This is a genomic window from Kluyvera sp. (assembly GCF_965301105.1).
In genome coordinates this window covers 90,030-116,673 of the sequence record NZ_CBDKZX010000001.1, presented here as the reverse complement: position 1 = coordinate 116,673, position 26,644 = coordinate 90,030, and the positions used below count along the sequence as shown (strand labels likewise).

The 26,644-nt window shown below is 53.6% G+C and carries 25 protein-coding genes and 1 pseudogene; 14 read left to right on the top strand and 12 right to left on the bottom strand.

Going from position 1 to position 26,644, the window contains the following annotated elements; translation table 11 throughout:
* Window positions 1–59 precede the first annotated feature (59 nt).
* Both asr and ACW14G_RS00535 read right to left on the bottom strand, forming a co-directional pair.
* Window positions 60–479 (bottom strand): acid resistance repetitive basic protein Asr, encoded by a 420-nt coding sequence (asr, locus tag ACW14G_RS00540; protein ID WP_163446432.1) that lies wholly within the window; start codon window positions 477–479, stop codon window positions 60–62.
* Between the two features lie 171 nt (window positions 480–650).
* A complete protein-coding gene (locus ACW14G_RS00535; RefSeq protein WP_163446431.1) occupies window positions 651–1,847 on the bottom strand; it encodes an MFS transporter in 1,197 nt (398 codons plus the stop codon).
* 107 nt (window positions 1,848–1,954) lie between these two features.
* Here ACW14G_RS00535 and ACW14G_RS00530 point away from each other — a divergent pair.
* A pseudogene (locus tag ACW14G_RS00530) lies at window positions 1,955–2,038 on the top strand (DUF968 domain-containing protein); the annotation flags it as partial.
* A 249-nt stretch (window positions 2,039–2,287) separates the two neighbouring features.
* Window positions 2,288–2,926 (top strand): hypothetical protein, encoded by a 639-nt coding sequence (locus tag ACW14G_RS00525; RefSeq protein WP_419058014.1) that lies wholly within the window; start codon window positions 2,288–2,290, stop codon window positions 2,924–2,926.
* A gap of 56 nt (window positions 2,927–2,982) precedes the next feature.
* On the opposite strand, the gene ACW14G_RS00520 is transcribed toward ACW14G_RS00525, so the two are convergent.
* A complete protein-coding gene (locus ACW14G_RS00520) occupies window positions 2,983–4,233 on the bottom strand; it encodes an MFS transporter (protein ID WP_163446429.1) in 1,251 nt (416 codons plus the stop codon).
* 116 nt (window positions 4,234–4,349) lie between these two features.
* Here ACW14G_RS00520 and ACW14G_RS00515 point away from each other — a divergent pair, with 116 nt between their 5' ends.
* The 3 genes from ACW14G_RS00515 to bioD all read left to right on the top strand — a co-directional run bounded on the left by ACW14G_RS00515 (window position 4,350) and on the right by bioD (window position 7,421).
* Window positions 4,350–5,252 (top strand): LysR family transcriptional regulator, encoded by a 903-nt coding sequence (locus tag ACW14G_RS00515; RefSeq protein WP_163446428.1) that lies wholly within the window; start codon window positions 4,350–4,352, stop codon window positions 5,250–5,252.
* Window positions 5,253–5,376: 124 nt separating this feature from the next.
* Window positions 5,377–6,594 (top strand): sugar metabolism global transcriptional regulator Mlc, encoded by a 1,218-nt coding sequence (gene mlc, locus ACW14G_RS00510; protein ID WP_163446427.1) that lies wholly within the window; start codon window positions 5,377–5,379, stop codon window positions 6,592–6,594.
* 131 nt (window positions 6,595–6,725) lie between these two features.
* Complete coding sequence (bioD, locus tag ACW14G_RS00505) at window positions 6,726–7,421, top strand: dethiobiotin synthase (RefSeq protein WP_163446517.1); 696 nt, start codon at window positions 6,726–6,728, stop codon at window positions 7,419–7,421.
* On the opposite strand, the gene clcB is transcribed toward bioD, so the two are convergent.
* Genes clcB through ynfE form a run of 5 tightly spaced genes read right to left on the bottom strand, consistent with a single transcriptional unit; the run spans window position 7,374 to window position 13,268 of the window.
* Window positions 7,374–8,669 carry a voltage-gated ClC-type chloride channel ClcB gene (clcB, locus tag ACW14G_RS00500; protein WP_249023235.1) on the bottom strand — a complete coding sequence of 432 codons (1,296 nt, stop codon included), beginning with the start codon at window positions 8,667–8,669 and terminating at the stop codon, window positions 7,374–7,376. The two genes, bioD and clcB, sit on opposite strands and share 48 nt — an antisense overlap.
* Before the next feature lie 14 nt (window positions 8,670–8,683).
* On the bottom strand, window positions 8,684–9,298 hold the full coding sequence (gene dmsD / locus ACW14G_RS00495; protein WP_223802667.1) for a Tat proofreading chaperone DmsD: 615 nt from the start codon (window positions 9,296–9,298) through the stop codon (window positions 8,684–8,686).
* Between the two features lie 47 nt (window positions 9,299–9,345).
* The gene (locus tag ACW14G_RS00490; protein ID WP_249023236.1) at window positions 9,346–10,203 is read right to left on the bottom strand and encodes a DmsC/YnfH family molybdoenzyme membrane anchor subunit; all 858 of its coding nucleotides are present in this window, start codon (window positions 10,201–10,203) and stop codon (window positions 9,346–9,348) included.
* A gap of 1 nt (window position 10,204) precedes the next feature.
* Window positions 10,205–10,822: a DMSO/selenate family reductase complex B subunit gene (locus ACW14G_RS00485; protein WP_163446423.1), complete on the bottom strand. Its 618-nt coding sequence runs from the start codon at window positions 10,820–10,822 to the stop codon at window positions 10,205–10,207.
* A 10-nt stretch (window positions 10,823–10,832) separates the two neighbouring features.
* A complete protein-coding gene (ynfE, locus tag ACW14G_RS00480) occupies window positions 10,833–13,268 on the bottom strand; it encodes a selenate/tellurate reductase subunit YnfE (RefSeq protein WP_455648414.1) in 2,436 nt (811 codons plus the stop codon).
* Between the two features lie 265 nt (window positions 13,269–13,533).
* Between ynfE and ACW14G_RS00475 the strand changes: the two genes are divergently transcribed.
* Window positions 13,534–13,935, top strand: a complete 402-nt coding sequence (locus ACW14G_RS00475; protein WP_249023238.1) for a dTDP-glucose pyrophosphorylase — start codon at window positions 13,534–13,536, stop codon at window positions 13,933–13,935.
* Window positions 13,936–13,967: 32 nt separating this feature from the next.
* Here the strand turns inward: ACW14G_RS00475 and ACW14G_RS00470 are convergent, their stop codons facing one another.
* Window positions 13,968–14,222, bottom strand: a complete 255-nt coding sequence (locus ACW14G_RS00470) for a DUF1161 domain-containing protein (RefSeq protein WP_163446420.1) — start codon at window positions 14,220–14,222, stop codon at window positions 13,968–13,970.
* A 103-nt stretch (window positions 14,223–14,325) separates the two neighbouring features.
* Here ACW14G_RS00470 and ACW14G_RS00465 point away from each other — a divergent pair, with 103 nt between their 5' ends.
* A complete protein-coding gene (locus tag ACW14G_RS00465) occupies window positions 14,326–15,036 on the top strand; it encodes a YnfC family lipoprotein (protein ID WP_455648413.1) in 711 nt (236 codons plus the stop codon).
* Between the two features lie 49 nt (window positions 15,037–15,085).
* On the opposite strand, the gene ACW14G_RS00460 is transcribed toward ACW14G_RS00465, so the two are convergent.
* Window positions 15,086–15,427 carry a DUF1283 family protein gene (locus ACW14G_RS00460; RefSeq protein WP_163446418.1) on the bottom strand — a complete coding sequence of 114 codons (342 nt, stop codon included), beginning with the start codon at window positions 15,425–15,427 and terminating at the stop codon, window positions 15,086–15,088.
* Between the two features lie 150 nt (window positions 15,428–15,577).
* On the opposite strand from ACW14G_RS00460, the gene ACW14G_RS00455 reads away from it, so the two are divergent.
* From ACW14G_RS00455 to ACW14G_RS00430, 6 genes are all read left to right on the top strand, one after another.
* On the top strand, window positions 15,578–15,904 hold the full coding sequence (locus ACW14G_RS00455; RefSeq protein ID WP_249023239.1) for a YnfA family protein: 327 nt from the start codon (window positions 15,578–15,580) through the stop codon (window positions 15,902–15,904).
* Between the two features lie 194 nt (window positions 15,905–16,098).
* A complete protein-coding gene (gene rspA / locus ACW14G_RS00450) occupies window positions 16,099–17,313 on the top strand; it encodes a starvation-sensing protein RspA (RefSeq protein ID WP_065358061.1) in 1,215 nt (404 codons plus the stop codon).
* 47 nt (window positions 17,314–17,360) lie between these two features.
* The gene (gene uxaC / locus ACW14G_RS00445; protein ID WP_249023240.1) at window positions 17,361–18,767 is read left to right on the top strand and encodes a glucuronate isomerase; all 1,407 of its coding nucleotides are present in this window, start codon (window positions 17,361–17,363) and stop codon (window positions 18,765–18,767) included.
* Window positions 18,768–18,793: 26 nt separating this feature from the next.
* Window positions 18,794–20,335 (top strand): MFS transporter, encoded by a 1,542-nt coding sequence (locus ACW14G_RS00440; protein WP_223802659.1) that lies wholly within the window; start codon window positions 18,794–18,796, stop codon window positions 20,333–20,335.
* A 168-nt stretch (window positions 20,336–20,503) separates the two neighbouring features.
* Window positions 20,504–21,964, top strand: a complete 1,461-nt coding sequence (locus ACW14G_RS00435; RefSeq protein WP_163446414.1) for a mannitol dehydrogenase family protein — start codon at window positions 20,504–20,506, stop codon at window positions 21,962–21,964.
* A gap of 211 nt (window positions 21,965–22,175) precedes the next feature.
* Window positions 22,176–22,604: a universal stress protein gene (locus tag ACW14G_RS00430; protein ID WP_167575790.1), complete on the top strand. Its 429-nt coding sequence runs from the start codon at window positions 22,176–22,178 to the stop codon at window positions 22,602–22,604.
* Window positions 22,605–22,636: 32 nt separating this feature from the next.
* Here ACW14G_RS00430 and ACW14G_RS00425 read toward each other — a convergent pair whose 3' ends face one another.
* Entirely contained in the window at window positions 22,637–23,323 is a 687-nt protein-coding gene (locus ACW14G_RS00425) for a GntR family transcriptional regulator (protein WP_163446412.1), read from the bottom strand.
* A gap of 92 nt (window positions 23,324–23,415) precedes the next feature.
* Window positions 23,416–24,165 (bottom strand): bifunctional NADP-dependent 3-hydroxy acid dehydrogenase/3-hydroxypropionate dehydrogenase YdfG, encoded by a 750-nt coding sequence (gene ydfG, locus ACW14G_RS00420; protein ID WP_163446411.1) that lies wholly within the window; start codon window positions 24,163–24,165, stop codon window positions 23,416–23,418.
* Window positions 24,166–24,465: 300 nt separating this feature from the next.
* Here ydfG and dcp point away from each other — a divergent pair, with 300 nt between their 5' ends.
* Window positions 24,466–26,511, top strand: coding sequence for a peptidyl-dipeptidase Dcp (gene dcp / locus ACW14G_RS00415; RefSeq protein WP_455648412.1), 2,046 nt, complete (start codon window positions 24,466–24,468; stop codon window positions 26,509–26,511).
* Window positions 26,512–26,644 lie beyond the last annotated feature (133 nt).

Below are 26,644 nucleotides of genomic sequence, written 5' to 3'. Positions count from 1 at the left end.
GCTACGTGATGCACCTGTCTGCCTGAATCGGCGCGCAGAACGCGCCGACTGCGTAGTCATTAAGCTGCTGGTTGTGCTGCTGGTTTAGCGGCTTCGTGTTTTACTGCTTTTTTGTGTTTTTTAGCAGCCTGCGCTTTCTGCGCTACAGCCGGTTTAGTAGCTGCTTTTTTGTGTTTTTTAGCGGCCTGCGCTTTCTGCTCTACAGCCGGTTTAGTGGCTGCTTTTTTGTGTTTTTTAGCAGCCTGGGCTTTCTGTTCTACAGCCGGTTTAGCCGCTGCTTTCTTGTGTTTTTTGGCAGCCTGCGCTTTCTGTGCTGGTGCTGCTTTTTTGTGTTTCTTGTGGTGAGTGGTTTTTGCCGGAGCCGCGTGAGTGGCGGTCGCAGTAGCAGCCGGAGCCGGCGTAGCCGTCGCGTCAGCAGCGAAAGCAGCAGAAGACAGACCCATAGCAGCGGCAACAACCAGAGCTAATACTTTTTTCATTCTCATACCCTCGAATTGGTTTTTTCATTCAACCCCACTGCGGGGCCGTTGAAAGAACTATACCTACGGGCTATCGGTCTTTCCGTGAGTGATTGGTATCGGCGTGTAACGTAATGTACGAGAGGTGTTGCACAAATGTACAGAGGCGATGGGTCTTCGCCCCTCACGAGGTTAGTTCGCGCAAGGCGTGCGGCTGGCGCGTTGCATCAGGTAAACGCGCAGAATAAGCGCGAAGGCCATTGCCACGACCACGGCAGCCAGCAGGTAAATGCTGTCCAGACCCTGATAGCCTGCAATCCAGCCCGCAACAGGGCCGGTAATGCCAAGTGCCAAATCCAGGAAGGCGGAATAGGTGCCCAGCGCGGTCCCCTGGTTTTGTTCTTCCACCTGCTTGACCGCTTCGACGCCCAGCGCCGGGAAGACCAGCGAGAAACCGGAGCCGGTAAGGAAGGCGCCTAGTCCGGCGATCCAGGCATTCGGGGCAAACCAGATAATCAGCAGCCCCAGGCATTCAAAAACGTAGCAGACCAGCGATACGCGAATGCCGCCAAACCGGGTGATGGTGTTACCCAGCACCAGACGAATGCAGATAAAGCCAATACTGAACAGTGAGAGCGTGAAGGCGGCACCTTGCCAGCCGTGTGCGGAGAAGTAGAGCGTGATAAATGTCGCAATCACCCCGAAGCCTACTGTACCCAGGCCTAGCCCCAGACCGTACGGCCAGATTTTGCGCGCCACGACGTGGAAAGGCGCTCGGATGCCCGCGCTGACGCTGACGTCAGCACGAGTACGGGCAAAGAGCAGGCCAATAACGGCGATAATCACAATCAGCGCCGCGAAGCCGCTGATGCCAAACGCGCTATTGAGCATCACACCCAACGGCGCACCGGCGGCCATGGCGACATAGGTAGCGACCCCGTTCCAGGAAATGACGCGGGAAGTGTGGATCGCGCCGACGGTTTTAATCCCCCACAGCGTGGAGCCGGTAGAGGTAAAACTCTCGCCTACACCAAGGAACACGCGGCCGACCAGCAGCAGAATGACCGCCAGAATGGGGCTGGCGTGCGCGGCCGCGGCGGCGAGCGTGAACAGGCCGCTCATCATGCAGCAGATAATCCCCAGGCTGACAACCTTCTTCGGCCCCCAGATATCGGTATAGCGCCCGGCGTGGGGGCGGCTGACGAGAGTGGAAATGTATTGCAGGCTAATCACCGCGCCGGCGACCAGCGTGCTGTAGCCGAGATCGTAGTGGATAAATCCGGGGAGTACCGCCAGCGGCAGGCCGATGGAGAGGTAACAAATACAGGTGAAAACCACGATCGAAATAATGCGTAGATTAAGCTGGGTATTGCTGGTGTAGGTAGTCATAACACGGAACAGGAAAGACAAAAGTGGGCGTATTATAGAACCTGTCGGTATTCTCTTGAAGTTATTAGGATTTCATGCGCACGAATAATCACAAGGGGGACGTCTGAACGCAGCCGTGCTGGGGTTGCGGAAAGCCTGGCGACGATCCACACCATCTTATCGAGAATGGCTTCGGCGGTACCGGCACGAAGGGAGGCAAACCGACGGTACCGCAAATGGCGTGGATAGCGCGATTGCAAGGGGCAGGATTCCGAGAGGAAGTGTGTTATGGGTTTGGTGAAGCGATAGCGGTGATTACAGATTACTTGGGGCTCTTCAATTGATGAATTGAACGATCACACAAACATTAAGATAACCTTAAGAAAATCGCATTCAATGTTAATGGATTAAATTTCTTAAAAGCTACTATCAGTAATTCATTATTAACTTGAATGATTTGTATGAAATTCGATACGTATTTACCCTTTTCTGTTGTTGCTATGGCGGTTCTGTCGTTGTTATTTCCGTTTGCCGCAGACTGGCATCTACCGTTGCTTGGCGGTGCCTTAGTGACGCAGATTGAAAACGCTCAGGCGCTATGGCTGCTGTTTGGCGCGTTGTTTACCGCTTGGTATATCAAACCGCTTTCGAGGCCTGAAGGAGAAAAACAGTTCTGGATGTGGGCCGTGCTGTGGTGGATGGTGTTGCTAGGACGAAGTACGAGTTGGGGGCGGGCTTACTTTCCGGAGCAACCTCATCTTGTGTTTAGAGTGATTTCCGTCACTCTGATCGGAGGTTTAGCGCTTTCTCTGTTATCCGGGCCATTACGTAAGGACATCGTCCGCAGGGTTAAGGAAGTGACAATGCCGGTATGGTTGCTGGCTGTTACTATTTGTACGTTTATCATTTCCGATACCATTGAGCACCATCGTCTGTTGGCACCGTTGTTTGTTCATAATCCTCAATATGCTGACCTTATGGAAGAGTTGTATGAAATTCCATTTATGGTAGGGCTGTTGCTTGTTACGTACTATTTTATGAAAACGGATAAGTCCTCCGACCAGCTTTTCCCGCTAAATATCAGTATGGACTGTAAATAGAAAATGCCTCGGCGTTTAGGGCGCTGCGGCATTTTTTAGCCTGTTCTTAATTGAGTTTAGCGTAAGCGTTTATGCAGAGCATAGCCGGTCAGCAGTGCGCCAACCAGCAGCAGGGCAATAAATGCCCCCACGCCGTTCCAGCCGTATTTGTGCCAGAAGACGCCGCCGAGCGTCCCGGCAATACTTGAGCCGAGATAGTAGCTAAAAAGATACAGCGACGACGCCTGACCCCTGGCGCGGCGCGCACGCGGGCCAATCCAGCTGCTGGCCACCGAGTGTGCGGCAAAGAACCCTGCGGAGAACAGCAGCATGCCGGGGAAAATCACCCACAGCGGCGAGAACAGCGTGAGCAGAAGCCCCAGCAACATTACGCCGGTGAAGAAGATCATGACCGGGCCACGACCGTAGCGGGTGGTCATTACGCCGGCTTTTGGTGAGCTCCAGGTCCCGGTCAGGTAGGCGACGGATAGCAGACCCACCACCGCCTGGTTGAGCGACCAGGGCGAGAGCATCAGGCGGTAGCCGATGTAGTTAAAGAGGGTGACGAACGCGCCCATCAGCAGAAAACCCTCGACGAACAGCAGCGGCAGGCCACGATCGCGAAAGTGCAGGTGAACATTAATGAGTAATGATTTCGGCTTCAGCGAGCTGGGGCGGAAATGGCGGGATTCCGGCAGAATGCGCCAGAACATGATGGCCGAGGCCAGCGCAAAGAGGCTGATCACCGCCAGCGCCACGCGCCAGCCGAAGAAATCGGTAAACACCCCAGTGAGCAGACGTCCGCTCATCCCGCCAATCGAGTTACCGCTGATATATAACCCCATTGAGAAGGCGACGAAACTTGGGTGAATCTCTTCACTGAGATAGGTCATGCCCACCGCTGCCACGCCGCTGAGCGACAGACCAATCAGCGCACGCATCAGCAGAATTCCATGCCAGCTGGTCATCATTGTCGACAGGAGTGAACAGCAGGAAGCCAGCAGCAGCGCGGTGACCATCACCTGTTTACGCCCGATGGCGTCGGAAAGCGGCCCGGTAAACAGCAGGCCAATCGCCAGCATGACGGTGGAAATTGACAGCGAAATACTGCTGCCCGCCGGAGAGATGCCGAACTCATGGGAGAGCACCGGCAGAATGGGTTGCACACAGTACAGCAGGGCAAACGTTGCCAGCCCGGCGGAGAAGAGGGCGAGCGTGACGCGAATAAAGGCCGGCGTGCCGCGGCGGATAAACGTATTGTTGACAGTGGGGGTATCGTCGCGGACATCAATAACGGGCGTATGGTCTGCGGTAGTTGTGCGGCTCACGGGAAGATCCTTGGCTAAAAACAACGAGTAATGGCGACATAGGTCACATAATCAGAGTAGGAAAATGTAAATATTCTGTCTAATATATTAATAATCTCAATTGATACTTATGAAATATGAATATCGAGCTTCGTCACCTGCGCTATTTCGTGGCCGTTGCGGAAGAGCTGCATTTTGGCCGTGCCGCGGCGCGTTTGAATATTTCTCAGCCGCCGCTGAGCCAGCAGATTCAGATTCTGGAACAGCAGGTTGGCGCGCGACTGTTTGCCCGCACCAACCGCAGCGTCAGCCTGACGGAGGCCGGGAGACAGTTCCTTGCCGACAGCCGGCAGATCCTGCTGCAGGTGAACGAAGCCGCCGCGCGCGCCAGCCGTCTGCATCACGGGGAAACCGGTGAACTGCACATTGGTTTTACCTCATCTGCTCCCTTTATTAAGGCCGTTTCCGATACGTTGTCGACATTTCGCCAGCGTTACCCTGACGTGCATATTCAGACGCGTGAGACCAATACCCGCGAACAGATTTTACCGCTGACGGAAGGTGCGCTTGAGCTGGGACTGATGCGCAACACGCAGCTCCCCGATACCCTCGACTGGCAAATTATTCTGCGCGAGCCGCTGCTGGCGATGATTCACCGCGACCATCCGTTAGCCAGCCAGCCGTCGGTCAGCCTTGTCGAGCTGGCGAAAGAGCCGTTTGTCTTTTTTGATCCGCATGTCGGCACCGGGCTGTATGACGATATTCTCGGCCTGATGCGCCGCTATGGCGTGACGCCGGTGATTACCCAGGAGGTCGGGGAGGCGATGACGATTATCGGTCTGGTGGCATCGGGGTTGGGGGTGTCGATTTTACCCGCCTCATTTCGTCGCGTTCAGTTGTATGAAATGCGCTGGGTACCCATCGCAGAAGAGGACGCGGTGTCGGAAATGTGGCTGGTCTGGTCAAAACACCATGAGCTTAGCCAGGCGGCGCAGCGCTTTAAGCAGCACTTGTTAAACGCGGCAAAGGTCAGCGTTTAGCCGCCAAAAGTGTGAAAAAATGTGCGTTAAATCACAAGGCTAAGTAAATATTTGACGTCGACCATTGAAGTACTTCACCATAGTCCACAGTTTATTTCGAAGCGCGAAAATAAGGGAGTTTACGGTGGTAGCGGACAGTCAGCCAGGCCATATTGATCAAATCAAGCAGACCAACGCAGGGGCGGTTTATCGTCTCATTGATCAGCTTGGCCCGGTGTCGCGTATTGACCTTTCCCGACTTGCGCAACTGGCCCCCGCCAGTATTACCAAAATTGTTCGTGAGCTGCTGGAAGCCCATCTGGTGCAGGAAACGGAAATCCAGGAGGCGGGGAGTCGTGGCCGTCCGGCGGTGGGGCTGATGGTGGAAACCGAAGCCTGGCACTACCTTGCGGTGCGCATCAGCCGCGGTGATATTCATCTTGCGCTGCGCGACCTGAGCAGCAAACTGGTGGTTGAAGAGCAGCTTGAGCTGGCGCTGGAGGATGAAACGCCTTTCCTGAACCGCGTGCTGTCGCATATCGACCAGTTCTTTATTCGTCACCAAAATCTGCTGGAACGTTTAACGGCCATTGCCATCACGTTGCCGGGTATCATCGATACCGAAAACGGCATCATTCATCGCATGCCGTTTTACGATGTCAAAGATGTCCCGCTGGGGGAAACGCTGGAGGCGCATACCGGCGTACCGGTGTATATCCAGCACGACATCAGCGCCTGGACCATGGCCGAAGCGCTGTTCGGGGCCTCTCGCGGCGCACGCGACGTGATTCAGGTGGTGATTGACCATAACGTGGGCGCAGGGGTAATTACCGATGGTCGCTTACTGCATGCTGGCAGCAGCAGCCTGGTTGAGATTGGTCATACCCAGGTTGACCCTTACGGCAAACGCTGCTACTGCGGCAACCACGGCTGTCTGGAAACGATTGCCAGCGTGGAGAGCGTGCTGGAACTTACCCAGGTGCGGATGCAGCAGTCAATGAGCTCGATGTTACATCAAAAGCCGCTCACCGTAGACTGGCTCTGCCAGGCGGCGCAGCAAGGGGATCTGCTGGCAAAAGATATCATCAGCAGCATCGGCACCAACGTCGGGCGTATCCTCGCGATTATGGTCAATTTGTTCAATCCACAAAAAATTCTTATTGGTTCCCCGTTTAACCAGGCGGCGGATATCCTCTTTCCGGCGATTGGCGACTGTATTCGCCAGCAGTCGCTGCCAGCCTACAGTAAACATATTGCCGTAGAACAGACGCAGTTCTCCAACCGCGGCACGATGGCGGGTGCGGCACTGGTAAAAGATGCGCTTTATAACGGAACACTGCTGATCAGACTGTTACAGGGTTAACATTTTTTTGCCGTTTTGCAAAAAATTGCGCTATCTCAATCCGACCTCCTGACGCATCACGTAAACTTTCACCCCGTTGAATTATTCATTGTCTTGATATTCTATCGGCAAATTTGTGGGGCTAGTTAGTGATGCTAAATCGTTTCTTTATTACTGGAACTGATACTTCTGTCGGCAAGACGGTGGTTTCTCGTGCGCTATTGCAGGCGCTCGCCGCCAGCGGGAAACGGGTGGCAGGCTATAAGCCGGTAGCCAAGGGTAGCAAAGAGACCCCCGAGGGGTTGCGTAACAAAGACGCGTTGGTGCTACAAAGCGTGTCGTCGCTGGCGCTACCTTATGAGGCGATTAACCCTATCGCGCTGAGTGAAGAAGAGAGCAGCGTTGCACACAGCTGTCCGATTAACTACACACTGTTGTCCGACGGGCTGGCGAATCTGAGCCGCCAGGTTGATAACGTGGTTGTGGAAGGCACGGGCGGCTGGCGTAGCCTGATGAACGATCTGCGGCCGCTTTCTGAGTGGGTAGTGCAGGAACAGCTACCGGTACTCATGGTGGTTGGGATTCAGGAAGGGTGCATCAACCATGCGCTACTGACCGCACAGGCCATCGCTAATGACGGGCTGCCGCTGATTGGTTGGGTCGCCAACCGTATCAACCCAGGTTTGGCGCACTACGCGGAAATTATTGATGTGCTGAGCAAAAAACTGCCCGCACCGCTGATCGGCGAACTGCCGTATCTGCCGCGTGCGGAACAGCGCGAGCTCAGCCAGTATGTTGATTTAGCGATGCTCCGTAACGTGCTGACGGTAGATAGAATTCTGGCGTAAGGTGCGCGATAGCACTGAGGCTAACACGCAGGCAATCAGCAAGCCGGGCAGCAGCATATACTGCCCGGTCATTTCACAAATCATCAGCGTCGACATGATTGGCGCATGCGTTGTTGCCGCCAGCAGGGTGGCCATTCCGGTAATTCCCAACAATATCGCGATGCTCTCGTGACCGGGAAGTCCCAGACTCCACGTATTAGCAAACAAAATTCCCACTCCCAGACCAATAAATAGCGTAGGGGTAAACACGCCACCGGGCGCGCCGGAACCGCTACTGGCGAGAATGGCGAGCAGTTTGCACAGGAAGATCCCGGCGATGAGGGTCAGGGTGGGCGGTGACAGCAGGAAGGCTTGCACCACGCTATACCCATTGCCCCATACGGCAGGCGTTAACAGCGATAATACCCCGACGATTAACCCGCCAAGGGCCAGTTGCCATGGTGGAGACAACTTCAACGCCAGGAAACCGCGATGAGTTGTATCCATTAACCACATCAGCAGCGGACCACCAAGGCCGCACAGAAGACCGGTGGCGAGCATCAGCACATAATGCGTGGCAGTGAGCGTGGGTAAGGCCTCGACGCGATAAAGCAGCTCCGCGCCGCCGTTCATCGCCTGCGTGGTAAGCAGGGCAGCAACCGCTGATATCACCACGGGTCCGAGCGAGGCGAGCATCAGCGTACCGAAGAGGATCTCGGCAATGAACAGGCTGCCGGCCAACGGTGCGTGGTAGGCACTGGCCATCCCCGCGGCGGCCCCGCAGGCGATCCACAGTTTCCACTCCGCTTTTGGCGTAAAGCGTTGGGCAAAAAATGAAGCCGCCAGCGCAGCCAGTAAAATCATCGCTCCTTCCCGGCCAATCGCGCTGCCGCTGGCCACGACCAGCAGAGAAGCGGTTGATTTGACAAGGCTGGAGCCGGTGTCGAACTTGCCTTCGTCGCTTTCCAGGGCCTCCATGTAGTCTGTTGGCGCATGAGGGCGCTGACGCGTATAACGTTGCCAGCCCCATAGTAGCGTTCCCGCCGCCAGGCCCCCGAGCGCCGGGGTGATAAGGCGTCGCCACCAAATCAGGCCCTCCGCCGCGTTGACCAGACTGCCGCTGTCATTGCTTAAAAATAACCACTCCAGCAGGTACATGGCGTGACGAAACAGGGCTACCGCCAGCGCCGCGAGGACGCCAATGACAATAGCCAGCAGCAGGCGACGTAACATCGCCTGAATATCGGGATAGGAATGAAGACGCTGCATATGAGGCGAAACGCTTAGCGATACAGTTTTTTATCGGCAACGGGGATCAGTAGCTGTGACTGCCACTGGGCGAGGGTGTTCTGCGCTAATTCCGCCAGGGCCTTGAAGAAGGGGTGATTGGCTTTGGCGACAAATTCACTCAGGAAGCGCGGTGCCCATGGCAACAGGTGCCAGGCCAGCAGTTGGTCGCAGGCTTCCTGACGATCGTTTTCAACCAGCCAGGCCGCCAGCATCAGCAGGGTGCCGAAATGATCTTCCGGTTCATTTTGCGCAACGTCGAAGGCGATCTGGTTTTCGCGCATCCACTGGCGCAGCGCCAGAGTCGAATCGCCAAACAGGACATTTTCACGATCTAACCAGACGGACCCCCACGGCGGTGACGGGAGGGCCGACGGGCCAATAAACAGCCGCTGCCAGGCTTCCGCCAGCGATTCGTCGCAGGGAGCGGCAAAAGCGGCGGACAGTGCGTCGGCGTTGGCTACCGGGTATGGCCATTGTGCGGCCCATTCGCCGTCACGAAATGCGGCAACCAGCGGCTCGGCAAGCGCGCTGTCCGGTGCGAAGTAAAACAGTGCCCCCAATACGCGAGCAGAAAAAGCTAAGGCGTCGTTGTGCTGAACGTCATTCATTACTGCAATTCCTTAAAGAGGCGCGGGCCAGTTCCCGCGCCGATAGATTATCCGGCAATCGCCATGCCGACGGTCATATGCAGGCCATAGAACAGCCCGCGGCCGATCAATTCTCCCGCTATCATCAGAATCAGACCGATGGTCAGTCCGAGCGCCGTAGGTGGAACCCGGCGCAGCAGCGGGCAGATCCAGCAGCCTAATCCGGCAGCCAGTAGAATAAAGCGCCCAACCTGCCATGTGCCCCAGTCTGGCAGTAGCGCATTCGCCTGCTGTACGGAACTGTGGATGAAACCCAGATCGCTGGTCTGTAAAACCACCACCGCCAGGCTTGCCAGCAAGGCCAGCACGCTTAATGCTGCGAAGAATTTGCCGTTAAACGGCACCTTCGCCAGCTTCAGTAGCAGAGCGGCAAACAGCGGCCCGGTGAGCAGCATAGTCAGGAAAAACGCGGCTGTCGTGTAACCATTATACCAGGTTGGTACGGTATCTATCTGATAAACACGCGTCATTGCCCAGACAAATACCAGACCCAGCAGCATGCTGACGATAAGCCAGATACGCCCCAACGCCTGCGGCATTTTACCGAGCACTGAGAGCAGCCACCAGAATCCGCCCACGGCGAAGAAAAGGGAACCACTCGCGATTTCATTGCTCAGCGCAGAAGCGCCGACCCGGTTGAGCGAATTAAACGCCCGCAGCGGTGAGCCGAGATGCAGTACCGACGCAAAAAAGGCTATCCCCATGATGACCCACAGGAAGAACATACTCAGTACGATGCGCCGCTGGTCGACTGCTTCATGACGTGCCGCCAGCCAGCCCATGCCGCTAATAATGCTCGCCCCCGCCACACATTGCCCCAGTACGGTAAACAGCACCAGTGGCCATTCATGCCATCCGTTGCCCATCTCACACCTCCTTCGGATTGGCCAGGTAGCCAGTGGTATCGCCGCACGGACGTGCATTGGCGTTAGGTTTAATCACAATGCTTGGTTTGGTGAAGTGCGCCGACGGCAGCGGCGCAACAGCCGCCAGTTGGCCGTGCTTCTGGCGCAGTTCTTCAATCGGCCCAAAGTCCAGCGCGCGCAGCGGGCAGGACTCCACGCAGATCGGCTTTTTGCCTTCTGCCACGCGCTCATGACAGCCATCGCACTTGGTCATGTGGCCTTTGGCGGCGTTGTATTGCGGCGCGCCGTATGGGCAGGCCATGTGGCAGTAACGGCAACCGATGCAGACATCTTCGTTAACGACCACAAAACCGTCTTCACGTTTGTGCATCGCGCCGCTCGGGCACACTTTGGTACAGGCCGGATCTTCGCAATGGTTACAGGCAATCGACAGGTAGTAGGCAAAGACATTCTGGTTCCAGACGCCGTTGTCCTCCTGCCAGTCGCCGCCCGCGTATTCGTAAATACGACGGAAGCTGACGTCCGGGGTTAAGTCTTTGTAATCTTTACATGCCAGCTCGCAGGTTTTACAACCGGTGCAGCGTGCCGAGTCAATAAAAAATCCGTATTGAGTACTCATTAGCTAGTCCTTATACCTTCTCGATCTCAACCAGATTGGTGTGCTGCGGGTTGCCTTTCGCCAGCGGTGAAGGGCGGTGAGTGGTCAGTGTGTTGATGCAGGAACCGTGGTCGATGCGGTCGCCGTCCATCTGCGCGTCGTGCCAGGCTCCCTGGCCCATCGCTGACACGCCCGGCATGATACGCGGTGTGACTTTTGCGGGTATCCGCACCTCGCCGCGGCCATTGAATACTCGCACCATATCGCCGTTCTGAATGCCGCGTTTCTGCGCGTCAATCGGGTTGAGCCACACTTCCTGGCGACAGGCGGCCTTCAGCACATCGACGTTGCCATAGCTGGAGTGCGTGCGGGCTTTATAGTGGAAGCCGAACAGCTGGAGCGGGAATTTGTCGCGCATCGGATCGTCCCAACCCTCAAAGGTCGAGGCATAGACGGGCAACGGGCTGATGGTTTCATCTTTCTCCAGCTGCCATTTTGCGGCGATGTCCGCCAGACGGCTGGAGTAAATTTCTATTTTCCCCGAGGGTGTTTTCAGCGGATGGGCTTGTGGATCGTTGCGGAAATCGCGGTAGGCGACAAAATGGCCGTTCGGATCTTTACGCTTATAGATGCCCATTTTTTTGAGCTCGTCGTAGCTCGGCAGCGCCGGGTCTTTCGCGCGCATTTTAGCGTACAGATACTGCAGCCACTCCGCCTGAGTGCGGCCCTCGGTAAATTTCTGATGAACGTCATCACCAAGACGTTTGGCCACTTCGCTGAGGATCCAGTAAATAGGCTTACGCTCGAACTTCGGCGCGGTTGCGGGCTGGATAAAGATCAGATAACCCATATTACCGGCATAGTCGTTCGGAATGATGTCCTCTTGTTCGACGGTCATCAGGTCAGGCAGCAGGATATCGGCATATTTTGCCGAGGCGGTCATGAAGTTTTCAATTACCACAATCATTTCGCATTTGCTTTCGTCCTGCAAAATCTCATGGGTCTTGTTGATGTCTGAGTGCTGGTTGATGATGGTGTTACCGGCGTAGTTCCAGAAAAACTTAATCGGTACATCCAGCTTCTCTTTGCCGCGCACGCCATCGCGGGTGGCGGTCATCTCCGCGCCGTGGTCGATTGCATCCGTCCAGGTAAAGCAGGAGATGGCGGTTTTTACCGGGTTTTCCAGCACCGGGAAACGTTCAATCGTAATGGTGTAGGTCGACTCACGGGCACCGCTGTTCCCGCCGTTGATACCAACGTTGCCGGTCAATATGGGCAGCATGGCAATCGCGCGGGCGGAAAGTTCACCGTTGGCCTGACGCTGCGGGCCCCAGCCCTGGCAGATATAAGCCGGTTTGGTGCTGCCGATTTCACGCGCCAGCTTGATAATGCGGTCAGCCGGAATGCCGGTAATGCGTGAGGCCCACTGCGGCGTTTTGGCGATGCCATCATCGCCCAAGCCCTGAATATAGGCCTTATAGTGGCCGTTGGCGGGCGCACCTTCCGGCAGCGTTTTTTCGTCGTAACCCACGCAGTACTTATCGAGGAACGGCTGATCAACCAGGTTTTCGTCAATTAATACCCACGCAATACCGGCGACCAGCGCGGCGTCAGTGCCGGGACGAATCGGGATCCATTCATCTTCACGCCCGGCGGCGGTATCGGTATAACGTGGATCGATAACGATCATGCGCGCATTTGAGCGTTCACGCGCCTGTTCCAGATACCAGGTAATGCCGCCGCCGCTCATGCGCGTTTCAGCCGGGTTGTTGCCGAACATCACCACCAGTTTGCTGTTTTCGATATCGGAAGTGCTGTTGCCGTCATTGCTGCCGTAGGTGTAGGGCATTGCGCAGGCGATTTGCGCGGTACTGTAGGTGCCATATTGGTTGAGCGAGCCGCCGTAGCAGTTCATCAGCCGCATGACTGCCGAGCCAGAAGGGGAAGAGCGGGTAATGTTGCCACCAACAATGCCGGAAGAGTAGTTGATGTACACGGCTTCGTTGCCGTAGTCCTTCACGACGCGTTTGAGGTTATCCGCAATAGTATCCAGCGCTTCCTGCCAGCTAATACGCTCAAATTTCCCTTCACCACGTTTACCAACACGTTTCATCGGGTAGTTCAGTCGGTCCGGGTGATTAATACGACGACGAATGGAACGGCCACGCAGGCAGGCGCGCACCTGGTGATCGCCGTAAATATCATGACCCGTATTGTCGGTCTCAACCCAATAAACTTCATTGTCTTTTACGTGCAAGCGCAGCGCGCATCGGCTGCCGCAGTTAACGGAGCAGGCGCCCCAGACCACTTTATCTTCGACCTGAGCGGCCTGCTGCACCGCGGCGGCGGTTGCTCGCAGAGAGAAGGGCAAAGAGAGGCCGCCCGCGGCAAGCGCCAGGGAACCTATCGCCGACGATTTAATAAGGGTACGTCGACTTAGCCCCCCTGGTTTTTCCTGATTAGACATCGCTCACTCCATTATTATTTGATTATTTCGACCTGAAATTAAGAACCGGCTAATGGATGAAAATGATACCTCTCCGGTGGTATACAAGTATTAACCCTGGTCAATTCTGAAGAGATCCGAACGATGAGATTTTGTGGGCGGCATTTGCCAGCAAAGGGAGGGCTGTGCATAATTGTTTTACAACAAAAAAAACGCTATTTACGGTCTTCTGGCGGTATCAGCGACCGGGAATATTGGCCTCATCCTACGCTTATGGAAGAACCCTATGCAGGACATTGCTACGCAAGTTATCCCGATGCCCGAGATTGATACGGTCACGGTTCCTTATAAAGGGGTGAATTTTTTACGCCCCGAAATTTTGCTCGATTTTATTAGCGTGACAAACCAACCGGTTTTAGCGGTGACGCCGCTGGCGGTGCTTTATTCGACGGTTGGCGTGCTCCAGCAGACGGAGTTGCGCAAGATTCCGGTGCTGGTTTCCGGACGAGTGGTCTATCCCATTACCTCACAGGCGCTTCCTTGCCTGCACTCAAAACTTACGATCAATACGTCGACGCAAAAGCTGCGCTTCCAGGGGGATCTGGATGCGTTATCGGACGATCGTTCGCTGAAGGACGGGGTGCTGATTGGCGTGGCGCTGGAGTTTATCGTCGAGCAAAAGCCGTAAATGCGGCCGCCTCGTTCAGAGGCGGCAGAACATTATTGAGCGCTATCGGTACGGGTGTAGAGAATTTTAAAGGTATCATTGGCGCAGTGGCCGACCACCTGCGCGCCGGGCTGATCGGCTTGATCGTTAGGGACGACATCAAGCGTAAACGCGCTTTCCGCGACGCCGTTATGGATAATTTTCTGCTGAATGTCGCTGCGAACGCGTTCACAGGAATCCGGTACGGCCGCCAGAGCGGGCATGGCGCCTGTTAGCAGGAGTGCCAGTAACCAGCGTGAAGTTCTCATGTTCGGCTCCTTTTCGTTAGAGACGTAAAAAGTATAGCAGTGCTAGTGTAAACAATTGTATTTCCTAATATGATTGAGAAAACTCCCGAAACAGGATGACGGTGTGAAGAAAGTGATTTTGCTGGTGTCAGTGATGGCTCTGCTCAGTGGTTGTGAGAAGAACGATTCCCCGGCGGCGTTCACGCCGGAAATGGCCAGCTTCTCCAACGAGTTTGATTTCGATCCGTTGCGCGGGCCGGTGAAGGATTTCAGCCAAACGTTGCTCAACCAAAAGGGCGAGGTGGCGAAGCGCGTGAGCGCACAGGTTTCGCCGGAAGGCTGCTTTGATATGCTGGAGTTTCACAATATCGAAGAAGATACCGGCGCGCTGCTGGTGCTTAACGCCAACTACTATCTTGACGGCGTGACGCACGAGAAACGCGTGCGCTTACAGGGAAAATGCCAGTTGGCTGAGTTTCCGTCGGCGGGCGTGACCTGGGAAACCGACGATAACGGTTTTGTGGTGAAGGCGCTGGGGAAAGAGAGCGAAGTTGATTACCGCTACGATGCTGAAGGGTATCCACTGGGCAAAACGTCGACCGTCAAAGATACCACGCTGTCGATTATCTCAACGCCGTCTCAGGATGCGCGTAAGAAGCTCGATTATACCTCAGTGAGTCTGCTGAATAAGCAGCCCATTGGCAATGTGACGCAGAGCTGTGATTACGACAGCTATGATAACCCGGTAAGCTGTGATTTGATTATCGTTGATGAAAGCGTGAAACCTGCCACCACCCAACGCTATACGATTAAAAACACGATTGAATATTACTAAAGCTTCACACAGCTTCATGAAAAAAGGGCGCCAACGGCGCCCTCTTCAATTATGGGTTCAGCGTGCGGCCGGTTGAACGGTCAAGGCAGCGCAGGGTGTTGGGTTCCCAGTAGGCGTTGACGTTCGGGCTTTGCAGACACTTATCGCGGGCGTCGAACGCCACGTCGGCTTTGTCCCACTCTTTTTCCGCGCGCTTATTTACTTTCTGGCGCAGCTGGCGAGTGTCGTTCCACTGCTCTTTGTCCATCGCTGCGTTCTGGCGGCTCTGCGCGCTATCGCCAGATTCAATGATCAGCTTGCTGGTTTCAGCAGACGCAGACGCGGTGTACACGATGGCACCCAGCGCGAGCATTGCCGTCAGGCACAGGCGTTTGCCAAGTGTAATTTTCATTTGCGGGTTCCTTTAACGTGATAAAAACAATGGCTCCTGTTGAGCAGTCTACTACATCTCTTTGGGCTGGCATACCCGCGAAAAGAGTATGGTCGATTGAGGCTTATTTTTACGTATGATAGGCCCACCCTAAGTGAATGATGATTAACGATGATAAAGACATCGCTGCTATTTTTTGCTACCGCGCTGTGTGAAATTATCGGCTGCTACTTGCCGTGGCTGTGGCTTAAGCGCGGTGCAACGCCGTTGTTACTGTTACCCGCCGGATTGACGCTGGCGATGTTTGTCTGGCTGTTGACGCTGCATCCGGCCGCCAGTGGGCGCGTGTATGCGGCCTACGGCGGGGTATACATCTTTACCGCACTGCTGTGGCTGCGCGTCGTTGAAGGTGAAAAACTGACGATCTACGACTGGCTTGGCGCAGCGGTCGCGCTATGCGGCATGTTGATTATCGTCGCGGGCTGGGGCAGAGGGTAACATTTCTGCCAGCATCTCCTGTGCCTGGCCTGGTTTGGGCTAAGCACCATTTCTTTGTGATCCCTCATACATTTGTCTGACTTAATCCCCTTAATTTTGTGATCTTTCTCGGTAATTTTTAATATTTATACTTGTATGGTAGTAGCTCAGAGCGTAAGTTTGCCTCACTAACCGATGAGATGTAAGGATTGAAGATGAAAATTGTGGGTGCTGAGGTTTTTGTAACCTGTCCTGGTCGTAACTTTGTCACGTTGAAAATTACCACCGATAGCGGATTAATCGGCTACGGCGATGCGACGCTGAATGGCCGTGAGCTGTCCGTTGCATCCTATTTAAAAGATCATCTGTGCCCGCAGTTGGTGGGGCGTGATGCGCACCGCATCGAAGATATCTGGCAGTTCTTCTATAAAGGCGCTTACTGGCGTCGCGGCCCTGTCACGATGTCGGCTATCTCCGCCGTCGATATGGCGCTGTGGGACATTAAAGCCAAGGCCGCCAACATGCCGCTGTATCAGCTGCTGGGTGGCGCGTCTCGCGAAGGCGTGATGGTTTACTGTCACACCACCGGCCATACCATTGATGATGTGCTGGAAGATTATGCGCGTCATAAAGAGATGGGCTTCAAAGCGATTCGCGTCCAGTGCGGCGTGCCAGGGATGAAAACCACCTACGGCATGTCGAAAGGAAAGGGGCTGGCCTACGAGCCTGCAACGAAAGGGCAATGGCCGGAAGAGCAACTGTGGTCCACCGAGAAATACCTCGATTTCACGCCGAAGCTGTTCGACGCGGTACGTAACCAGTTCGGCTTTGACGAACATCTGCTGCATGACATGCACCACCGCCTGACGCCGATTGAAGCGGCGCGTTTTGGTAAGAGCATTGAAGATTATCGTCTGTTCTGGATGGAAGATCCGACCCCGGCAGAAAACCAGGAATGTTTCCGTCTGATTCGTCAACACACCGTCACGCCGATCGCCGTGGGTGAAGTATTCAACAGTATCTGGGACTGCAAACAGCTTATCGAAGAGCAGCTTATTGATTACATCCGTACCACTATTACTCATGCGGGCGGGATCACCGGCATGCGCCGTATCGCCGACTTTGCTTCGTTGTATCAGGTACGTACGGGTTCACATGGCCCATCGGATCTCTCCCCGGTTTGCATGGCGGCAGCGCTGCACTTCGATCTGTGGGTACCTAACTTCGGCGTGCAGGAATACATGGGTTACTCCGAGCAAATGCTGGAAGTCTTCCCACACAACTGGACCTTTGATAACGGCTATATGCATCCAGGCGATAAACCGGGCTTAGGCATCGAGTTTGATGAAAAACTGGCGGCGAAGTATCCGTATGACCCGGCCTATCTGCCGGTTGCGCGTCTGGAAGATGGCACGCTGTGGAACTGGTAATGACCTTCGATTTTTAAATTAAGCTTTATTTTAACAAGAGAAATAACATGGGCTTCATTAACGATCGTTTTATGATCGATAGTGAAGTCGGTGTTCGGTTATATAAAGATGTAGCTGCACAATTACCGATCATCGACTATCACTGTCATCTTGATGCAAAAGAAATCTACGAAAATAAAAACTTTGATAATATCACTCAACTATGGCTAGCTGGCGACCATTATAAATGGCGCGCAATGCGGGCAAATGGTATTGCCGAGAAATATATTACCGGTGATGCTTCGGCGGAGGAAAAATTTAAAGCGTATGCGGAAACAGTTGAAGCTGCTTTTGGCAATCCACTGTATCACTGGACGCATTTAGAACTGAGTCAATACTTTTCCTGTAATGAAATGCTGGGTAGCGATAACTGGCAGGATATTATGCGGCATTGTAATAGCATGATTTCAAGCGAGGAGTTTAAACCCCGTAGCTTAATTACGCGCTCTAATGTCGAAGTTATTTGCACCACCGATGCGCCGCTGGATTCGCTGGAATATCATCGGTTGTTGCAGCAGGACCCGAGCTTTACCACCAAAGTGCTGCCAACTTTCCGACCGGACGATATTTTTGCCGAGGACGCCAGTGAATTCGCCCTCTTTATCGACAAACTGGCGCAGGTGACAGCGTGTGATATTGGCAGCTTCAGCGATTTCACCACGGCGATGGCTCAGCGTATTGACGTGTTCCATGAAGTGGGTTGCCGAATCTCAGACCATGGGCCTGTTAGCGTCGAGTATCAGCCCGCTGATGCAGCACGTGTGAATGCGTTGTTTACTCAGAAACGCAACGGTACGGGGTTGAATGAAGAGGAAACCGCGCAGCTCAATAGCGCGATGTTCGTGATGTTGGGGCAGGAGTACAAAAAACGCGGCTGGGCCATGCAAATTCATTTTGGCGCTATCCGTAATAACAACAGCATCATGCGCAAGAAGCTGGGGATTAATACCGGTTTTGATTCTATTACCGACCAGAGCAATCTTGCCGCCGGATTAAATCGCCTGCTCAACGCGATGGCGCAAAATAATGGCCTACCCAAGACCATTCTTTATAATCTGAACGCCAGCTATAACGATATTGTGGCGACAACTATCGCTAATTTTCAATCTGGCGAAGACGGCGTGAAATCGCCCATGCAATTTGGCTCTGGCTGGTGGTTTAACGATACGCGGCGTGGCATGGAGAATCAGCTTAATAGTCTCGCAGATCAGGGGTTATTAATGCATTTTGTCGGCATGCTGACGGATTCACGTAGCCTGGTATCTTATCCTCGTCACGATTATTTCCGTCGTATTCTGTGTAACTTAATTGGTGGTTGGGTTGACCGTGGTGAAGTTCCTGATAATAAGAGGATCTTAACGCGGATGGTTAAAAACATTTGTCACGATAACGCAGTTAATTATTTCAGATTCTAACGTCCTTCCTTACATGAGGGTAGAACATGTCTCGTACTAATAGAAAAATAACAATCCCTGTCAGTATTGGCTATGGCTTAACAGATATTATGGGAGGCGGTGCGTTTACCGTTATTGGCGCCTGGCTCTTATTCTTTTACACGACGTTCGTCGGCTTATCGCCGGTTGAGGCAGCGTCCATCGTCGCCATTGCCCGTATTGTTGATGCAGTGGTGAGTCTGTTTATGGGCAGCTTTACCGATCACTTCTATAAAAACCCGCTGGGCAAGCGTTTTGGACGCCGTCGTTTCTTCCTGCTGGTCGGCGCGCCGCTGATGCTGGTGTATATCCTGCTATGGGTAACCGGAATGAACTTCTGGTTCTACCTGGCGGTATACCTGGCGTTCGAAATCATTGCGGCGGTTGTGCTGATCCCATGGGAAACCCTGCCGTCAGAAATGACCAAGGATTTTAACTCCCGTACCAAGCTATCAACCTGCCGTATGTTCCTTTCGGCCTCAGGCACCTTCCTGGCGACCTTTATTCCGGGTTTATTAATCAGTTATTTTGGCGAACACGATCCGCACGCCTACTTTATCAATGGCGTCGTTTTTGCCGTGTTGTTCATGGTCTGCGTGTTTATTTCCTGGAAAGTAACCTGGGAGCGCGAGCTGACGCCAGAGATGTTGGCGGAGCTGGAACGCGATCGTCGACCACGCTCTTTTGCTGAAAAAATTAGCGCCGTTGGCGGTCTGTTTAAAGAGTATTTTTCAACCTTAAAAGTACGCGCCTTCAGAAAACATCTGGCTATCTATCTGTTCTCTTTTACGGCGAAAGATGTCTATAACACGGTGTTTGTCTTTTTCTGCGTGTACTGTCTGAATGTCTCGCCATCACTGTCCGGCACGCTGTTGTCGATGAGTATCGTCGGTTTGCCGGTCACGCTGCTGGCGGGGGTGGCCATCATCAAGTTTGGCCCATCTCGTCTGTACGTTTTCGCCTATACGCTGATGATGCTGTGTCTGGTGGGACTGTTTATGGTTTACCAGTTCCCAACCGACAATAAAGTCACCATTCTGGTGGTGCTGGCCGCATTGTACCAGGTCGGACGTTGCGTACTGGAATTTACGCCGTGGAACGTATTCCCGTTTATCCCGGATATTGATGAGATGATCACTCGTCAGCGTCGCGAAGGTCTGTTTGCCGCAGTGATGACCTTCTCCCGTAAAACGACGGTGGCGATCGCAACCTTTATTGTGGGCGTGATGCTGCAGGAAGGGGGCTTTGTGAAGGGTAGCCAGGTTCAGCCTGAGAGCGCGGTGAATACCATTGCGATGCTGCTGTTCATTGGTACCGCAGGTCTGCTGCTGATTGCATTGTGGCAGGCGGTGACTTTCCGTCTCAACAAACGCACGCACAAAATCTTTGTTGATGAAGTTGAGCGCCTGAAAGCGAAGGGGGCGAAACAAGATGTCACGCCGGAGACGCGTCATATTGTCGAAGATCTGACCGGGTACTCTTATGACGATCTGTGGAATGAACCGCAGCAAGTCGACAAAAAACTGAGCCGACCGGCACAGGTGAACTAACGTCCAGCCGTGACAGCATAGGTAAGAGCGCCGACTTTGCTTATGCTGTCACACAACTTAAAAATCATGTCATACCAATCGCCAATATATTAATGCAAATCAAAATCTCCTCAGATGAACTCGTTAATCTAGTATGGCAATCAACATTCTCTACAGTGAGTCAAAAAGATGCAGAATACGCTATTAACCGCTAAGGCAACTCTCCCGACCTACGATCGCAGCAAACTGGTGCCACGTATTGTGCACCTGGGCTTTGGTGCATTCCACCGCGCCCATCAGGCTGTATACGCCGATATCCTCGCCTCAGAACACGGCAGCGATTGGGGTTATACCGAAGTTAACCTGATCGGCGGTGAGCAGCAGATTGCCGACCTGAATCATCAGGACAATTTATACACCGTGGCGGAGATGTCCGCGGATGCATGGACTGCCCGCGTGGTAGGCGTTGTCAAAGAAGCGCTGCATGCGCAGGTCGATGGTCTGGAAACCGTGCTGGCAAAAATGTGCGAGCCGCAGGTGGCGATTGTCTCTTTGACTATCACCGAAAAAGGCTATTGCCACTCTCCGGCAACCGGACAACTGATGCTCGATCATCCTTTCATCGTGGCCGACCTGCAAAACCCGCATCAGCCGAAATCTGCGCCGGGCGTGGTGGTGGAGGCGCTGGCGCGTCGTAAAGCGGCGGGGCTGCCGGCATTCAGCGTGATGTCCTGTGACAACATGCCGGAAAACGGTCACGTCATGCGTAACGTCGTTTGCGCCTATGCGCGCGCCGTCGACGCCGAGCTGGCCGATTGGATCGAAGCACATGTGACGTTCCCGTCCACCATGGTTGACCGTATTGTTCCGGCCGTGACTCCAGAAACACTGGACAAAATTGAGCAACTGACCGGTGTTCGCGATCCGGCTGGCGTGGCGTGCGAACCGTTCCGTCAGTGGGTTATTGAAGATAACTTCGTCGCAGGCCGTCCGGCGTGGGAAAAAGCAGGCGCCGAACTGGTGAGCGACGTTATTCCGTTCGAAGAAATGAAACTGCGCATGCTGAACGGCAGCCACTCTTTCCTAGCTTATCTGGGCTACCTGGCGGGCTATCAGCACATTAACGACTGCATGGGCGACGACAACTACCGTCGTGCTGCGCACGACCTGATGCTGAAAGAGCAGGCGCCGACGCTGAAAGTACAGAACGTTGACCTGGCGCGTTATGCCGACCTGCTGATTGAACGCTATACCAACCCGGCGCTGCGCCACCGTACCTGGCAGATCGCGATGGACGGCAGTCAGAAACTGCCTCAGCGTATGCTGGATTCCGTGCGCTGGCACCTGGCGGATAACAGCAGCTTCAAGCTGCTGGCGCTGGGCGTCGCGGGCTGGATGCGCTATGTCGGCGGCGTAGATGAGCAGGGCAATGCCATCGAAGTGTGCGACCCGCTGCTGCCGGTGATTCAGGCTGCGGTACAGCAGAGCGAAGAGGGCGAGTCTCGCGTGAAAGCGCTGCTGGCCATCGAAGCGATCTTCGGTAAAGATCTGCCGCTACAAGGCCAGTTTGTTGATCAGGTGACCAATGCTTACCTGTCACTGCTGAGTAAAGGCGCGAAAGCGACCGTTGCTGAGTTTGCCGCGCTGTAATGAGTCTATTATGCCGCCAGCAATGGCGGCATCTCACTTTTCTTCCCCGCATGACACTTCTTTAAGTTAATTCAAGTCAGTTGAAATAATGGACGATTATTTTCACGCTGAAACTATCAGTTTTGTGAATTAATGCTATATCAATAGGCATAAATATGGCATGGTTATTGCGAAACAAAAAATGGATCCTCTGGAATAAGGAGCTCGGGCTATGTATAAAAAAATTCTCATGCCTGTAGATATTTTTGAAATGGATTTAAGTGATAAGGCTATTCGTCATGCGGTATATCTGGCGGGGGAGTCTGGCGAAATTACGCTGCTGAACGTACTACCAAACAGCAATCGTTCTATTTTGCGCGGTTTTGCTTCGGATATTAAAAAATTCGAAGAATTTATGCAGTCAGAATCGGCAAACAAAATGAAGGGTCTGCGGCGGCTATTTGATATGCCCGCAGAGCGCATACACACCGAAGTTCGCTTTGGTAATATTCGCGATGAGGTACTCGCGTTAAGTAAGACAGGTGAGTACGACGTGATTGTGATTGGTTCCCGTCAGCGCGGGATCACAACCCATCTGCTGGGGTCGAACGCGGAATCTATTCTACGTTACGCCAACATTCCGACGATGGTTATCCGATAAAAAAAGGGCCTTCAATTTGAAGGCCCTTCTTCTTAATCTTCGCTAAACCAATCGCGGTTTTCCTGGCGAATGAGCAATACGGATTCACTGATTTCCTGCAGATGCGCAGTCATCGCTTTTTCTACCGTATCGGCATCACGTTTTTCAAGCGCACTGAATATTTCATGATGCTGTTGCAGCAGCATTTCCGGTGAGGAGACATGATCGAGGCTCATATAACGCACCCGGTCAATTGCCGCTTTAATATTCTCGATGGTATCCCACGCAAGCTGGCAATCCGCAATATTTGACAGCAGCTGGTGAAATTCATCATCCAACAGGAAGAAGTCGTTAAGCTGTTGGCGATCAATCGCAATACGCTGCTGATGCAAATTTTGTTCTAGCTGATAGATCTGGGCATCGGTGATCATTGTTGCCGCTCGGCGTGCTACCGCGCATTCGATGGCCTGACGTACAAAACAGCCGTTGCGAACCTGCGAAAGGGAGATCTTATTGACGTAACTGCCGCGCTGAGGGCGAATCTGGATAAGTCCGTTTTCGGCCAGTTTAATAAAGGCCTCACGTACCGGCTGGCGGGAAACGTCAAAGCGAAGAGAGACTTCCTTTTCCGAAAGCGGCGTGCCCGGCGGAATAAGACAGTGAACGATATCGCGACGCAGAATGCGATAAATCTGTTGATTGACGGGCTGTGTTGGGTTCAGTTGTGTTTCGGCGGCCATTGAGTCGTTCTTATCAGCTGATTAAGCTGTTATTTTACGCTTTTTTTGCCGCCGCGCCCAGACCCGACCGAGGGTCGGGCTGGGATAAAATGTTAACTTCCGCGATGAACGCTAAGTCCTGCGTAGGTCTGGCTGACCGGCATCATCTCAACGGTATTGATGTTGACGTGTTTCGGCAGCGTCGCGACCCACCATACGGCTTCGGTAACATCTTCTGGCGTCAGCGCGTTGGCATTTTCGTAGGTTTTACCTGCTTTTGCGTCGTCACCCTTGAAACGAACGTTGGAGAACTCGGTGCCGCCGACCAGACCCGGCTCAATATCCGTTACGCGAACGGCCGTACCGTGCAGGTCGGTACGCAGGTTCAGGCTAAACTGACGTACGAAAGCTTTCGTTGCGCCGTAGACGTTGCCACCTGCATAGGGCCAACTGCCCGCGGTTGAACCGATATTGATAATGTGGCCACGATTGCGTTCTACCATACCCGGCAGCACGGCGCGGGTCATGTACACCAGCCCTTTGTTGTTGGTATCGATCATATCTTCCCAATCTTCCACGCTGGCGCGATGCGCGGGTTCCAGACCCAGCGCCAGCCCGGCGTTGTTGACCAGGATATCAATTTCGCGCCATTCGGCTGGCAGGTTGGCGATCGTTTCTTCAATAGCTGCGCGGTTGCGCACGTCCAGCTGTACGGTCAGGATGCTGTCGCCTAACTCATCTTTCAGCGCTTTCAAACGTTCGTTACGACGGCCAGTGGCAATAACTTTGTGCCCGTTGGCAATAAAACGGCGAGTGATGCTTTCGCCAAAACCTGCCGTTGCTCCGGTTACCAGTACGATCATTTCTCTGTTCCTTCAACGCTTAAGTGTTGCATTACGATAGCAGAACGAAAAGTGCATAACTATCCTGGCGGATTGATGTTTTGGAATAAATAGAAAAACAGTTTTAGATTTTTTAATGGGATATGAAATCTCGCTGTTATCTAACCTACATTTGAGGGAGGCTGCGCTTGTGGAACAAACGCGCAATTGCGATGGAGGCTCTCAGTGCCCAATCCTTTTGCCTTCTGAAGATATAATCGAGCAGCGCGGCCTCAATTTGTTTATTCTGCCAGAGTTAACCGTTTTCTTCAGGAGCATGACATGTCGGCTATGAATCCCTTTTTCGCCAGCAGCACTTTACCTTATCAGGCGCCGCCGTTTGATGTGATTAAAGACGAGCATTATCGTCCGGCCTTTGACGAAGCGCTAAAACGCAAACGCCAGGACATCGCCGACATTGCCTGCAATCCTGCCGAGGCGACTTTCGAAAACACCTTTATTGCGCTGGAAAAAAGCGGTGAAATGCTTTCGCGCGTGACGTCTGTTTTCTTTGCGATGGCTGCATCAAATAGTAATGATGAGATTCAGCGCCTTGATGAGGCGTTCTCGGCAGAGCTTGCCGGGCTGGCAAACGATATTTATCTTAATGACGCGCTATTCAAGCGGGTTCAGACGGTCTGGGAAAAGCGAGAAACGCTGGACCTGGACAGCGAGTCCTGTCGACTCATCGAGGTGATTTATCATCGCTTTATTCTTGCCGGGGCGATGCTTGGCTCACAAGAAAAGACCGAACTGAAAACGTTGAATACCGAAGCGGCGACGTTAAGCAGCCAGTTTCATCAGTGCCTGCTGGGAGCGGCAAAAAATGGCGGGCTGGTTGTTGATAATGAGGCCGACCTGGCTGGTCTGAGTGATGATGAAGTCGCGTCGGCCGCAACCGCTGCTGCGGAGCGCGGTCTGGCGGGCAGTTGGCTGATTCCGCTTGTCAACACGACACAGCAGCCTGCATTGGCCTCATTGCGTTCACGTGAAACCCGGGAAAAATTGTTTAAAGCGGCATGGCAACGTAACCAGCGTGGAGATGCCAACGATACGCGTGAGCGTATTCTCAGACTGGTGGCCATCCGCGCCAGACAGGCCGAACTCCTGGGGTATGCCGATTACGCGAGCTGGAGCATGGCCGACCAGATGGCGAAAACACCAAAAGCCGCGTTTGATTTTATGCGTGAAATTACGCCTGCGGCACGGGCCAGAGCGGAATGCGAGCTGGCGGATATCCAGGCGCTGATCGACAACGGCTCATCATCGTTCACTGCCCAGGCCTGGGACTGGCTTTATTATTCCGAACAGGTTCGTCGTGAGAAATATGCGATCGACGAAGCACAGATTAAACCCTGGTTCGCGCTGGAGCGCGTACTGGTTGACGGCGTGTTCTGGTCGGCCAGCCAGCTGTTTGGTATCCGCTTTGTTGAGCGTTTTGACCTGCCGGTTTATCACCCTGATGTACGCGTGTGGGAAATATTTGATGCCGATGGTGAAGGCATGGCGCTGTTCTACGGTGATTTCTTTGCGCGCGATAGCAAGAGCGGTGGGGCATGGATGGACAATTTTGTGCCGCAATCCACCCTGTTGGGTACCCGTCCGGTTATCTATAACGTATGCAACTACCCGAAACCGGCCGCCGGCAAAAGCGCACTAATATCCTGGGATGACGTGATCACGCTGTTCCATGAGTTTGGCCATGCGCTACACGGATTATTCGCGAAACAGCGCTATGCGACGTTATCTGGCACGAATACGCCACGCGATTTTGTCGAGTTCCCATCGCAGATTAATGAACATTGGGCCAGTCATCCCGACGTATTCGCCCACTATGCGCGTCATCATGAAAGCGGTGAGCCGATGCCGGATGCGCTGCGTGAAAGTCTGTTCCGCGCGTCGAGCTTTAATAAAGGTTACGATATGACTGAACTGCTCAGCGCCGCGTTATTGGATATGAACTGGCATAGTTTATCCGCCAGTGCCTTGCCGAAGAATGTGGAAGAGTTTGAGGCCGAGACGCTCCATCGCGAAAATATCGATCTCATCGCTGTACCGCCGCGTTATCGCAGCAGCTACTTCTCACATATTTTTGGCGGCGGTTATGCTGCCGGATATTACGCCTATTTGTGGACACAAATGCTGGCTGACGACGGTTACCAGTGGTTTGTTGAACGCGGTGGTTTAAATCGTGAAAACGGGCAGCGATTCCGTGATGCGATTTTATCCCAGGGTAATAGTAGCGATTTAGAAAAATTGTACCGAGACTGGCGTGGGCATGATCCGTTAATTTCGCCGATGCTTAAAAACCGTGGCTTGAGTGACTAAACCAGGTGTTAAGGGCATGCCTGTCGTCATTTTTTACGCGTAGGGCCATGCTGAAAAATATAAAAAGAACCCGCACACAGGGCTGGCGGGTTAAGTATCACAATAAGATAGAGCATTCTGACTATCCTCCCGT